The sequence below is a fragment of the Clostridium sp. AF28-12 genome, from assembly GCF_003435225.1.
Classification (GTDB): domain Bacteria; phylum Bacillota; class Clostridia; order Lachnospirales; family Lachnospiraceae; genus Pilosibacter; species Pilosibacter fragilis.
In genome coordinates, this window is sequence record NZ_QWGJ01000002.1 from 184,034 (window position 1) to 197,283 (window position 13,250).

Sequence of the window (13,250 nt, forward strand, 5' to 3'; positions counted from 1 at the left end):
TTCCTGAACATGGAAAAAATTGGTATTATCGGTTCCGGTACATGGGGAACCGCGATTGCGGTGCTGTTAAGAAACAATGGACATGAGGTCACACTGTGGTCCGCGATCCCGGCGGAGATCGAGGAGATGGCAAAGACCAGGACTCACAAGAATCTTCCGGGAGTGACGTTGCCGGAGGGAATCATCTATACCGCTGACCTTGAGGAAGCGATGAAGGATAAGAACCTTCTCGTGATGGCGGTTCCGTCCGTATTTGTCCGCAGCACGGCGCAGAAGATGAAGCCGTTCTGTAAAGAGGGACAGCTCATTGTGGATGTGGCAAAGGGAATCGAGGAGAATACTCTCGATACAATGACCCAGATCATAAAGGAAGAACTTCCGATGGCGGAGACAGCTGTTCTTTCCGGACCGAGCCACGCGGAGGAGGTAAGCCGCGGACTTCCGACGCTCTGCGTTGCGGGATCCCGCAAGAAGAACGTTGCAGAGTACGTCCAGTCCACATTTATCAGCCCGGTGTTCCGCGTATACACGAGCCCGGATGTCCTGGGGATCGAGACAGGCGCCGCGTTAAAGAACGTTGTTGCCCTGGCAGCGGGAATCGCTGATGGCCTGGGTTACGGGGACAATGCGAAAGCAGCCCTCATCACCCGCGGTATGGCGGAGATCGCGAGACTTGGCATCGCCATGGGCGGAAAATACCAGACCTATACTGGACTTTCCGGAATCGGCGATCTGATCGTGACATGCGCCAGCATGCACAGTAGAAACCGCCGCGCTGGTATCCTCATCGGAAAAGGATACACGATGGAAGAAGCAATGAAGGAAGTCCAGATGGTGGTAGAAGGCGTTTACTCAGCGAAGGCTGCGAGATCCCTCGCAAAGAAATACAATGTTTCCATGCCGATCGTTGAGGAGGTAAACCAGGTCCTGTTTGAAGGAAAACCTGCAAAAGAGGCGGTGGCTGACCTGATGCTCCGCGATAAGCGCATCGAGCACAGCGATCTTCCGTGGGAATAGAAGTCAGAACAAGCCTTGCAGCAGCCTGTATTTTTCCGTACTGCGGCGTAAGAAAAGGCTCTGCCGGTATAAAATGTCCCCCTCGCGCATACACTGCAACAGTATATGCGAGGGGGTATTTTTATGGATCATTTCCATGTATACAAGGATATCGAGGCGAGGACGGGCGGAGAGATCTATGTGGGTGTTGTGGGACCTGTGCGCACTGGAAAATCCACATTTATCAAGCGGTTTATGGAGCTTCTTGTGCTTCCGAACCTCCCGGACGGACAGAAAAAGGCCCAGACCAGGGATGAGCTTCCCCAGAGTGCTGCGGGGAAGACGATCATGACCACGGAGCCGAAGTTTATCCCGAAGGAGGCGGCGGAGCTGGAGCTTGCGGAGGGGATCCGGGCGAAGGTGCGGCTCATCGACTGTGTGGGTTTTATGGTGGAAGGTGCTGCGGGACATACGGAAAACGGGGAGGAACGTCTCGTGAAGACGCCCTGGTACGATTATGAGATCCCGTTCACCCAGGCGGCGGAAATTGGTACGAGAAAGGTGATCCGGGACCATTCCACCATCGGGATCGTTGTGGCCTGCGATGGCAGCTTCGGGGAACTCTCCAGGGATGATTTTAAGGAGGCGGAGGAGCAGACGATCTCGGAGTTGAAGGAGATCGGAAAACCGTTCCTGATCCTGTTAAACTCTATAAGACCCTATGCGGCGGAGACGAAAGCCCTGGCGTTAAAGATGGAAAACCAGTACGGGGTCCCGGTGCGGGCGGCAAACTGTGAACAGCTAAAGCGAGAAGACATCGAGGAGATATTGGGCACCGTGCTCCTGGAGTTCCCGGTGACAGAGCTCGACTTTGAGATCCCGAAATGGGTGGAGATCCTGCCGGATGATCATGCGTTAAAGGCAGGTTTGATCATGGAGGCGGGAAAACTCCTGAAGACATCCGTCCAGATGAAGGACGTGCCGAAGGAGGCTGTGCCGGAAACAGATCAGGCAGTGAAAAAACTGATCGCGGATGAGCTGGATCTTGCGAGCGGCCGGGTGACAATCCGGGTCTTGATGGATGAGGCGGCATACTTTGAGGTCTTAAGCGATATTTCCGGCCTGCCGGTGCGGGATGAGTACAGCCTGTTTAAAATCTTAAAGGAATCTGCCGGGATGAAGGAAGAGTATGAGAAGGTGAGAAACGCCCTGGTGGAGGTGCGCCAGAAGGGCTACGGAATCGTCCTGCCGGATAAGACGGAGATCTCCTTAGATGAGCCGGAGCTGATCCGTCATGGCAGCAAGTACGGTGTGAAGATCCATGCTCAGGCACCCTCCATCAATCTCATAAAGGCCAGGATCGAGACGGAGATCGCGCCGATCGTTGGGAACGAGCAGCAGGCGAAGGACTTGATCGCGTACATAAAGGACGGGGAAGCGACGGAGGAAGGTGTCTGGGATACGAATATCTTCGGAAAGTCCGTGGAACAGATTGTTGAGGACGGCATGCAGGCGAAGATCGCCCAGATGACGGAGGACTGTCAGATGAAACTTCAGGATACGCTGCAGAAAATTATTAATGACAGTAATGGCGGAATGATTTGCATAATTATCTGAAATTTGCTATAATAGATGCAAATAATACAGCTGATTTGCAAAAACGAAGATTTTCATCGAATTTTGCAAAACGATGCTGAAATTACAGTATTTGCGGCAGAAACCTGAAGGATAAAATCCGCGGTGAACGTGAAAAGGGTTGCGGACACTGCCCGGTTGGGAAAAATGGATATTTCTGTATATCGACCACAGGAATAGGATGTTTGCATGAGTTTCCAGATTTCGCCGCGAAAGGAGGAGTTCCATGAAACTGACATTTATCGGTGCAGATCATGAAGTGACTGGAAGCTGTCATTATCTGAATGCGGCGGGAAAGAACATTCTTGTTGATTACGGTATGGAACAGGGCGGAAACGTCTATGAGAACGCGGAGCTTCCGATCCCGTTCTCCGATGTGGACTACATCTTTATCACCCACGCCCACATCGATCACACAGGCCTGCTTCCACTGATCTATGCGAAGGGCTTTAAGGGGCAGATATTCGCCACACAGGCCACCTGCGATCTCTGTAACATTATGTTGAAAGACAGTGCCCACATTCAGGAAATGGAGGCTGAGTGGAAGAACAGAAAGGCAAGACGTGCCGGAAACCCGGAGGTCCAGGCGCTCTACACGGTAAACGACGCGGAAGGCGTTTTAAAGCATTTCGTGCCATGCCATTATGGTGATATCCTGACGATCTGCGATGGATTGAAAGTACGGTTTACGGATGTGGGTCACCTGCTTGGATCCGCGTCCATTGAAGTCTGGATCGATGAGGACGGCGTACAGAAGAAGATTGTTTTCTCTGGTGATATCGGGAACAAGAACAAACCTCTGATCAAGGATCCGCAGTACACGGATGAGGCCGACTATGTGGTAATGGAGTGTACCTACGGTGACCGTTCCCACGACCGGACCCACGAGCATATCGAGGAGTTCGCGAAGATCATCCAGAGAACCCTGGACCGTCACGGAAACGTTGTGATCCCGGCCTTTGCAGTGGGCAGGACCCAGGAGATCCTCTACTTTATCCGTAAGATCAAGGAAGAGGGCCTTGTCACCGGACATGACGGATTCCCGGTTTATGTGGACAGCCCGTTGGCCGTCGAGGCGACCCATGTGTTCAATAAGAACATTTCCGAGTGCTTTGACGAGGAGGCGATGGATCTTGTGAACAGGGGAATCAACCCGATCGCATTCCCGGGATTAAATCTTTCCGTCAGCAGCGACGATTCCAAGGCGATCAACTTCGACTCCGAGCCGAAGGTCATTATCTCCGCGGCGGGTATGTGTGATGCCGGACGAATCCGCCACCACTTAAAACATAATCTCTGGAGACAGGAGTGTACGATCGTGTTCGCCGGATACCAGGCTGTCGGAACTCTGGGAAGGAGCCTCATTGAGGGGGCGGAAGTCGTAAAACTATTCGGTGAGACCATCGATGTAGAAGCGGAGATCGTGTGCCTGGACGGACTTTCTGGTCATGCGGACAGGGAAGGACTTCTCACCTGGATCAACGCCTTTAAGAAGAAACCGGACCGTGTGTTTATGGTACACGGAGACGATCTCGTATGCACGAAGTTCGCGAACCTCCTGCGCTCGGACTACGATCTTGTGGCGGACGCACCGTTCTCGGGATCAGAGTTTGACCTTGCCGCGGGTGCGTGGCTCAAACAGACCGTCGGTATTCCAATCCAGAAGGAGACAGCGAGACAGAAGGAGAATAGGTCCATCTTTGCTCTTCTTGTGGCTGCAGGCGAGCGCCTGATGCGGATCATCCAGAAGAACCGCGACTGCGCGAACAAGGATATCAAGAAATTTACGGCAGAGGTCAACGCGCTCTGCGAGAAGTGGGATCTGTAACTGCGGCTTGAGCCGTCTGAATTCCGGAATCATATAAAATAAGACATCTGAGAGGAATTACAAAATAGACATGAAAGTAACACTTTATACGGACGGAGCGGCCCGCGGAAATCCAGACGGGCCGGGCGGATACGGAGCGGTGCTCCAGTTTATTGATAAAAATGGGACTCTCCACGAAAAGGAATTGTCCGCGGGATATGTGCGGACAACCAATAACCGGATGGAACTTATGGCAGCGATCGTGGGACTTGAAGCGTTAAACCGGTCCTGTGAGGTAGACCTTTATTCCGATTCGAAATATCTCGTGGACGCTTTCAACCAGAAATGGATCGACGGCTGGGTTAAGCATAACTGGGTCCGCCCTAAGACGGGACCGGTAAAAAATTCGGACCTCTGGAAACGGCTGCTCGTCGCGATGAACCCGCATAAAGTGACGTTCCACTGGGTCAAGGGCCATGACGGTCATCCCGGAAACGAGCGCTGTGACCGCCTGGCCACCAGCGCTGCGGATGGTGGGGATCTGTTGGTGGATACGGGGCTTAGTAACTAAAAAGGCAGCTACGCTGTTTTTTACAAAAGTCTTACAATGTATTACTAATTTGCGTTTTTTGTTCACAAAGATCTCACGATATGGTATCTTTTTAGTAGAACAAAAGTTACCTGAAAAATCGAGAGGGCACATATGAGCAGACGCAGAATATGGTTGATAATTATTGGAATCCTGATGGCCGGGGTATCCGCCACATGGGAAATGGAAAAATTTGTTTCTTCCCATGGGGTGAATACCGCGGCTGTCGTCGGTTTCGAGGCGGATGCCATGCAGCCGGATGCGGGAAATTCCGGGAATCCCTATATGACAGAGAATCGGATGAAGGTGGCAGAAAATACCCCGGCAGCCCAGAATGCGCCAGCTCCGGCGTGCGGCCCTGCCGATAACGGGATCGCCCTGTACCACGCGGATGCAAAAGCCAGCCGGGGACCGGAAGATGGGGGAGAAGCTTCTGATACTGAAACAAGGATGAAAGAATCTGCGACGAAAGAAAACGCAGCGGCAGAAGCTCCCGATGCGGAGGTCAGCGACCTGTCGCTGGCGGATAATGATCAGCTGGCGGTGAGCGGAGGCACAGGCGAGGCGGCAGGGATACCGGTGGAAGAGACGGTCAAGTCCCCGCTGGAACCGGACAGCACAGCATCGGAAAATGCAGGGGAAGCAAAACTTGTGATCGAATACACACGTTCTGATCTGGAGGAGCGCCTTGAGGCGGTTAGAATTGAGGCGGAAAAGTACCAGGATGACCAGACGATGAGTCAGACCTCCCGGTATGCGACGGCGGAATATGTGAGAAATCTCTGGGACCGCGAGCTGAACCTGATCTATTCAAGCATCCATAAAGAGATGGACGAGAGTGCAGCGGAAGCGCTCCGCCGGGAAGAAGTGGAGTGGATTCGAAAGCGCGACCTGGCGGCGGATAAAGCCAGTGCGAAGTCAAACAGCACACCATCCCAGAGCATCGAGTATGTCCGCACATCAGCGAGCGTGACGATGGACCGATGCTATGAACTGCTGGAAAATTATGGGGATTACCTGGAGCCTGAGAAAAAATAAAAGACGACACATCGGCGCATTTGAATCACTAAAAAATTCAGATGCGCCGGTTTCACTTATGAAGAAGTGACAGAAAAGCCGTTTGACGGCAGAAAAGGTCCACCAGAATGCCACGGAACAGAAAAAACATCTTGCCAACAGAACGAGAAACGATTATAGTATAAGTTATGAGAATCTGCGCAGAAGATCGGCGCACCGGCTTTATGGGCAGATCCCGAAAAAATAATATAATAGAAACTGTACAAATGTGTCATTTTAAACACAGGCGTCTGAATTTTAGACAGCCGGAGAAGGAGGCGTTTTTATGTCCGCATTTTTCGCATCATTTATTTCAACAGCTTTAGAGGCTGTGATTCTGGCCGCAGTTGCCCTGGCGGGTATCGTTCTGGGTAAGAAATTCAGAGATAAAAAAAGTACACAACAGTAACCAGGAGGCAGTACCATGCAGAAATATGGTGTAAACGAACTGAGGAGAATGTTCCTTGAATTCTTCGAGAGCAAGGAACATCTTGCGATGAAGAGTTTCTCCCTCGTTCCGCACAACGATAACAGCTTACTTTTGATCAACTCCGGTATGGCACCGTTAAAGCCGTACTTCACAGGCCAGGAGATCCCGCCGAGACGCAGAGTCACCACATGCCAGAAATGTATCCGTACCGGCGATATCGAAAATATCGGTAAGACAGCCCGCCACGGCACATTCTTCGAAATGTTGGGAAACTTCTCCTTCGGCGATTACTTCAAGACAGAAGCGATCCACTGGGCATGGGAGTTCCTGACTGAATGCGTAGGAATCCCGGCAGACCGTCTCTATCCGTCCGTTTACCTTGACGATGATGAGGCTTTCCGCATCTGGAACGAGGAGATCGGAATCCCGAAAGAGAGAATCTACCGTTTTGGCAAAGAAGACAACTTCTGGGAGCATGGCGCAGGTCCGTGCGGCCCGTGCTCTGAGATTTACTATGACCGCGGAGAGAAGTATGGTACAGGCCCGGAGGACGTTATGGGCGGCGAGGGAGACCGTTTCATGGAAGTATGGAATGTTGTATTCTCCCAGTTCAACAATGACGGACACGGAAATTACACTGATCTGATCCAGAAGAACATCGATACAGGTATGGGACTCGAGAGACTGGCTGTTGTCTGCCAGGATGTGGCATCCCTTTTCGATGTAGATACAAACCGTGCCCTGATGGACGAGGTAGGCGCTCTTGCACACTGCAGATACGAGGAGGACGACAAGAAGGACGTTTCTCTCCGTATTATCGCTGACCACGTAAAGAGCTGCACATTTATGGCATCTGACGGAATCATGCCGTCCAACGAGGGCAGAGGTTATGTATTCCGCAGACTTTTAAGAAGAGCAGCACGTCACGGACGTATCCTCGGCATCGAGGGAAACTTCATGACAAAGCTTGCACAGGTCGTTATTGATCTCTCCAAGGGCGGTTATCCGGAGTTAGAGGAGAAGAAAGATATGATCCTCCGCGTGATCGACCAGGAGGAAGAGCGTTTTGCCAACACCATCGACAAAGGTCTTGAGATCCTTGCTGATCTTGAAAAAGATATGGAAGCAAAGGGAACAAAGGTCCTTGCCGGTGAGGATGCGTTCAAGCTCTACGATACTTACGGATTCCCGATCGACTTAACAAAGGAGATCCTCGACGATAAGGGACTCCCTGTCGATGAAGAAGGTTTCCACAAGGCAATGCAGGTTCAGAGAGAGACTGCAAGAAGTGCCAGAAAGACCACAAACTACATGGGACGCGACGATATCTACCAGAAACTCGACGCATCCTTAACATCCGCTTTCACAGGATATGACAAGCTTGAGGATGAGTCCAAGGTGACAGCCCTCGTAAGACTTGCCGCTGATGAAGAAGGCGAGGATGAGATCGCAGACGCGGTGACAGACGGTGAGAAAGCATGCGTTATCACCTCTGAGACTCCATTCTACGGAACCATGGGCGGTCAGGTCGGTGACCGCGGCGTGATCGAGAGTGCGAACGGCAAGTTCGAGGTAGAAGATACGATCCACCTTCAGGGCGGAAAGATCGGTCATATCGGACATATGGTAAGCGGTATGTTCCAGACAGGTGAGACAGTAACTCTTAAGGTAAATGAGGAGAACCGTTCCCTGATCGGAAGAAACCACAGTGCGACCCACCTTCTCCACAAGGCATTAAGAACCGTACTCGGCACACACGTTGAGCAGGCTGGTTCCCTTGTAACAAGAGACAGACTTCGTTTCGACTTCACTCACTTCTCTGCAATGAGCCAGGATGAGATCAAGGAAGTTGAGGCTATTGTAAATAAAGAGATCCGCGCGGCACTTCCGGTCGTTACAGATGTTATGAGTCTGGAGGACGCAAAGAAGACAGGCGCGATGGCGCTCTTCGGAGAGAAATACGGCGATAAGGTCCGTGTCGTAAGAATGGGAGACTTCTCCACAGAGCTCTGCGGCGGTACCCACGTTAAGAATACCTCAGAGATCAGCTGCTTCAAGATCCTTTCCGAGGCTGGTGTAGCAGCAGGTGTAAGACGTATCGAGGCACTCACCTCCGATGGCCTGATCCATCACTATGAGAATGTAGAGCAGGAGCTTCACGCGGCAGCAGCTGCAGCGAAGTCCACTCCGGCTGATTTAAAGACAAAGATCGAGTCCATGATGGAGGAGATCAAGACACTCCACTCCGAGAACGAGAAGTTAAAGAGCAAGCTTGCCAAAGAGGCAATGGGCGATGTAATGGATCAGGTTCAGGAAGTGAAGGGCGTGAAAGTCCTTGCAGTCCGCGCAGACGGCGTTGACATGAACGGCTTAAGAAACTTAGGCGACCAGTTAAAGGAGAAGATCGGAGAAGGCGTTGTTGTGATCGCATCCGTTCTTGACGGCAAGGTAAATCTTATGGCTGCTGTGACAGACGAAGCCCAGAAGAAGGGCGCTCACGCAGGTAACCTCATCAAGGCCATCGCAGGTCTTGTAGGTGGCGGCGGCGGCGGACGTCCGAACATGGCGCAGGCCGGCGGTAAGAATCCGGAAGGCGTTGCGGACGCACTCATAAAGGTTGCGGAAGTCGTTTCTGAGCAGGTAAAATAGTTAAAATCGTAATATAATCAAAAAAATTTAAAAAAATGTATTTTTCCGGTAAAAACGGGTTGACGAATGTGTAATTTATGATATAATCATACCAGTGCTAAAAAATACCCAAACAGTTGTATTATGCACAATTACACAACTGGAGGGAGGTTAGGTGTGAGCTATGTCAAACGTAATCGTTAAAGATAACGAAAGCCTGGACAGCGCTTTACGCAGATTCAAAAGAAACTGCGCAAAGGCAGGTATTCAGCAGGAGATTCGTAAAAGAGAGCATTATGAAAAGCCGAGCGTAAGACGTAAAAAGAAGTCTGAAGCGGCAAGAAAGCGCAAGTACAACTAATAAGCGTACAGGGGCTGTTCCTTTAGGGATGGCTCCTTTTTCTTTTGCCTGATATGGATACTCGCAGTGGATAAAAATTCAGTTGCCGGATGCAGGTATGAGTATTATACTATTAGAAAATAAATATAAAATATAATGATTGTTTTCTTGCGGTCAGCGCAGCAGGCGTGCAGACCTGCTGCGCTGACCGCAAGAAAACTATACAATTCGGAGGAAGAAAAATCATGGAGAAGAAAATTGAAAGTCTGATCAAAGAACACAAGATCATCGCAATTTTAAGAGGTGTGCCGTCCGAGAAGATCGTTGATGTTGCAAAGGCATTATATGATGGCGGAATCCGCCTTTTAGAGATCACTTTTAACCAGAAATCCGAGACAAAGCTCATTGATACACCGAACGCTATCCGCGCAGTCCGCGAGGCGCTGGGGGACAAGATGGTGATCGGAGCCGGAACCGTGATGTCTGTGGAGGAAGTTCGTGCGGCGAAAGAGGCAGGCGCATCCTTCGCACTTGCTCCGAATGTGGACGAGACTGTAATTAAAGAGACTGTAGCATGCGGTCTTGAGTCAATTCCGGGCGCTATGACTCCGTCTGAAATCGCTGACGCTTACCGTTACGGCGCATCTGTTGTAAAACTTTTCCCGGCAGGAAACCTTGGTCTTTCTTACTGTAAGGCTGTCATGGCACCAATCAACAACGTTCCGATGATCGCAGTTGGCGGTGTGGATGACAAGAACCTTCCAGACTTCTTAAAAGCTGGCTTTATCGGTCTTGGAATCGGTTCCAGTCTTACAAACAAGAAGATGATCGAAGAGGGCAGATACGATGAGTTGAAGGCCTTGGCTGAGGTTTATGTAAAAGCAGCAGAGAACTAAAACAACAGGAGAGCAGTCATAAAATGAAAAACTATACGATCACGATCGACACAGGAACAACGAATACCCGTGTGTACCTGTTTAATGAGAAATATGAGGCAGTGGCATCCGCAAAATCCGAGATCGGTGTCCGCATCACCGCTATCGACGGTAATAATAACCGCTTAAAGGCAGCAATCAAGGGCTGTCTTGAGGATGTCTTAAAGCAGGCTGATATTACATATGACGATGTAAAGCAGGTCGCTGCGTCCGGAATGATCACCTCCAACGTGGGACTCACAGAGATCCCTCACGTGGTTGCCCCGGCATCTGCAGAGGACCTTGCGAAGGCGGCAAAGAGTGTTCTTATCGAGGATGTATGCCCGCTCCCGATCCTCTTTATCCCGGGAGTGAAAAACCGCGACGGAAAGCTGGATCTTACGACCTTCGAGTCGATGGATATGATGCGCGGCGAGGAGGTTGAGACCGTTGCTGTGATCGAGAGCCTTCCAAAGGGACAACCGTATCTTCTCGTTCTTCCTGGTTCCCACACGAAGTTTGTCTCCGTGGACCGCGACGGAAAGATCACTGGCTGCCTCACAACGATCACGGGAGAGCTCCTCTCCGTTATCACAAACGATACCCTGATCGCGGATGCGGTTGGACATTCCTTCGCTTCTGAGGAGACTTATGCGAAAGAGTATGTTCTCGCGGGATACGAGACTGCCAGGAAGACGGGAATCGGCCGCGCATGTTTCTCTGCAAGGATCTTAAATACCTTCGCGGAGCCGGATAAGACGAAGATCGCAAGCTATGTTCTCGGCGCTGTCTTACAGAACGATATGGAGGCCGTAAAGAACAGCAGCGCGTTAAAATGCGATGCTGATACAACGGTTGTGATCTACGGGAAGAATCCTCTGAGAGAAGCTCTCATGGACCTCTTCGCTAAGGAGAATTTCTTTAGGCATGTGACGGAATTCATCCCGAAGGACTCCGTTCCTACATCTGCCAAAGGAGCCCTGCATATTGTATCTCTGACAGAAAAAAATAAGTAAAATTACGAAAATTCAGACAGAATTCACATCAATTTTATTGATCTATCACATAACTTAACACGTTCTAAGCGCCTGACAGCTTGACGGCAAGGGCTGGTTTTCCTAAAATAGATATGTATAAAGAATCTCTAAACTTTCTGAAAAAAATGGGAAGAGATTCAGAAGAAAATATCTAAAAAGGAGAGACTTGTTATGAAAAAACGAGTATTAAGCCTGGCCCTCGCCGCAGTAATGGCGGCATCCCTCACCGCATGCAGCGGTAATTCCACCACAACAGAGACAACGGCAGCTGCCGAGGAGACGAAAGCTGCTGAAAATGCAAATACAGAGAGCAAAGAGGCTGACGGTTCCGGCGTGGATGTATCCGACTGGAAGAATAAGACGGTTACATGTATCGTTCCTTACGATGCAGGTGGCGGTACCGATACAGTTATGCGTGCCTTAGCAGACGCAGCGAAGGGCTCCTTCAAGAATATTTCCGTTGAAAACCGTTCCGGCGGCGGCGGAGCGACAGGCATGCTCGCGGGTGCCAATGCCACGGCAGACGGAACTACCGTTACCATGATCACGGTAGAGCTCGCGACACTTGAGGCTATGGGGACAAACGCAGGACTTACATATTCCATGTTCAAGCCGATCATGATGGTAAACAGCGCATGCTCTGCCATCACGGTAAACGCGAAGGACGACCGTTTCAACACCATCGAGGATTTCATCAACTACGCGAAGGAGAACGAGGTCTCCATGGGCAATTCCGGTAACGGCGCGATCTGGCATCTTGCTGCGGCAGGGCTTGCAAAGGAGACAGGGGCGAAGTTCAAGCATGTCGCTTACGACGGAGCAGCAGGTGCGATCACAGACCTTCTCGGTGAGCATATCGATGCGGTAGCGGTTTCCTACGCAGAGGTTGCAAACTATGTTGAATCCGGAGATTTAAAGGTCCTTGCAGTTATGAATGATAAGCGTCTCGACGCGATCCCGGATGTTCCGACATGTAAAGAAGCCGGTTACAATGTAGTTCTCGGTACATGGAGAGGCCTCGGCGTTCCTGCAAGCACACCGGATTACGTCGTAGAGCAGCTTTACCAAATCTTCTCTGACGCGGCACAGTCCGACGCGTTCGTTGATTTCATGAACAAGTCTAACAATGTGATCGATATCATGGATGGACCGAGCTTCGAGGACAGGATCATTGCTGACCTTGACACTTACAAGGCTCTTGTAACCGATCTCGGATTAAAGATTCAGTAAATATCAAAAGGGAGCCGCGGTATCAGCCGTGGTTCCCATCTGGAGGCTCTGCCGGAGGAAACAATTTCCGGGTACGGCAGAAAACGATATTATGAAGAATCGAGGTCTCAGCTATGAGAAAAGGAAATATTATTGCGGGCATTGTCTGCGCGGCAGTTGCCCTCTATGTCATCGTGACATGTCTCGGTTATCCGAGGGCGGAAGCTTACGGTACAGGTGTTCCGGGTCCGGGACTCTGGCCGGGCATCATCGCGGCGCTTCTCCTCATCTGCTCGGTCGGTCTGATCGCCGCAACCCTGATGATGAAAAAAGAAGATCTCCCGGAGCTTCCGATGTGGACACCGGGAACAAAGCGTGTGTACATTTCCATGGCGATCCTGCTGGTTTACATGTTGGTGTTGTCCACGGTTGGATTCATCATCCCGTCTGTGATCATGCTGTTTGCGTTCTGCCAGTGGTTCCACAGAGGGGCCGTCTGGAAAAATGCGGTGATCTCCATCGCGGTGATCCTTGTGATCTACTATGTATTCAAAAATTTCCTGAACGTGCCGATCGATTTCGGTATGTTCAGCATATAGGAGGGCTGAG

General features: G+C 50.8%; 12 protein-coding genes. All 12 read left to right on the forward strand.

The features are described from left to right. Positions 1-9: 9 nt before the first annotated feature. Positions 10-1,017 carry an NAD(P)H-dependent glycerol-3-phosphate dehydrogenase gene (locus tag DWY93_RS03025; RefSeq protein ID WP_117471755.1) on the forward strand — a complete coding sequence of 336 codons (1,008 nt, stop codon included), beginning with the start codon at positions 10-12 and terminating at the stop codon, positions 1,015-1,017. A gap of 123 nt (positions 1,018-1,140) precedes the next feature. Further along, positions 1,141-2,613 (forward strand): stage IV sporulation protein A, encoded by a 1,473-nt coding sequence (spoIVA, locus tag DWY93_RS03030; RefSeq protein ID WP_117471756.1) that lies wholly within the window; start codon positions 1,141-1,143, stop codon positions 2,611-2,613. A 244-nt stretch (positions 2,614-2,857) separates the two neighbouring features. Continuing rightward, positions 2,858-4,459, forward strand: coding sequence for an MBL fold metallo-hydrolase (locus DWY93_RS03035; RefSeq protein WP_117471757.1), 1,602 nt, complete (start codon positions 2,858-2,860; stop codon positions 4,457-4,459). A gap of 70 nt (positions 4,460-4,529) precedes the next feature. Then, complete coding sequence (gene rnhA, locus DWY93_RS03040) at positions 4,530-5,009, forward strand: ribonuclease HI (protein ID WP_015554296.1); 480 nt, start codon at positions 4,530-4,532, stop codon at positions 5,007-5,009. Positions 5,010-5,141: 132 nt separating this feature from the next. Then, the gene (locus tag DWY93_RS03045; RefSeq protein WP_117471758.1) at positions 5,142-6,065 is read left to right on the forward strand and encodes a lysozyme inhibitor LprI family protein; all 924 of its coding nucleotides are present in this window, start codon (positions 5,142-5,144) and stop codon (positions 6,063-6,065) included. A 304-nt stretch (positions 6,066-6,369) separates the two neighbouring features. Further along, positions 6,370-6,492 (forward strand): hypothetical protein, encoded by a 123-nt coding sequence (locus DWY93_RS17770; RefSeq protein ID WP_021904334.1) that lies wholly within the window; start codon positions 6,370-6,372, stop codon positions 6,490-6,492. A 15-nt stretch (positions 6,493-6,507) separates the two neighbouring features. Further along, the gene (gene alaS, locus DWY93_RS03050) at positions 6,508-9,162 is read left to right on the forward strand and encodes an alanine--tRNA ligase (protein WP_117471759.1); all 2,655 of its coding nucleotides are present in this window, start codon (positions 6,508-6,510) and stop codon (positions 9,160-9,162) included. A gap of 163 nt (positions 9,163-9,325) precedes the next feature. Beyond that, a complete protein-coding gene (gene rpsU / locus DWY93_RS03055) occupies positions 9,326-9,502 on the forward strand; it encodes a 30S ribosomal protein S21 (protein WP_003504099.1) in 177 nt (58 codons plus the stop codon). A gap of 224 nt (positions 9,503-9,726) precedes the next feature. After that, positions 9,727-10,377 carry a bifunctional 4-hydroxy-2-oxoglutarate aldolase/2-dehydro-3-deoxy-phosphogluconate aldolase gene (locus tag DWY93_RS03060; protein ID WP_117471760.1) on the forward strand — a complete coding sequence of 217 codons (651 nt, stop codon included), beginning with the start codon at positions 9,727-9,729 and terminating at the stop codon, positions 10,375-10,377. Positions 10,378-10,400: 23 nt separating this feature from the next. Further along, positions 10,401-11,411, forward strand: coding sequence for a 2-dehydro-3-deoxygalactonokinase (locus tag DWY93_RS03065; protein ID WP_117471761.1), 1,011 nt, complete (start codon positions 10,401-10,403; stop codon positions 11,409-11,411). Between the two features lie 192 nt (positions 11,412-11,603). Further along, positions 11,604-12,662: a tripartite tricarboxylate transporter substrate binding protein gene (locus DWY93_RS03070; RefSeq protein ID WP_117471762.1), complete on the forward strand. Its 1,059-nt coding sequence runs from the start codon at positions 11,604-11,606 to the stop codon at positions 12,660-12,662. 113 nt (positions 12,663-12,775) lie between these two features. Then, the gene (locus DWY93_RS03075) at positions 12,776-13,240 is read left to right on the forward strand and encodes a tripartite tricarboxylate transporter TctB family protein (protein WP_117471763.1); all 465 of its coding nucleotides are present in this window, start codon (positions 12,776-12,778) and stop codon (positions 13,238-13,240) included. Positions 13,241-13,250 lie beyond the last annotated feature (10 nt).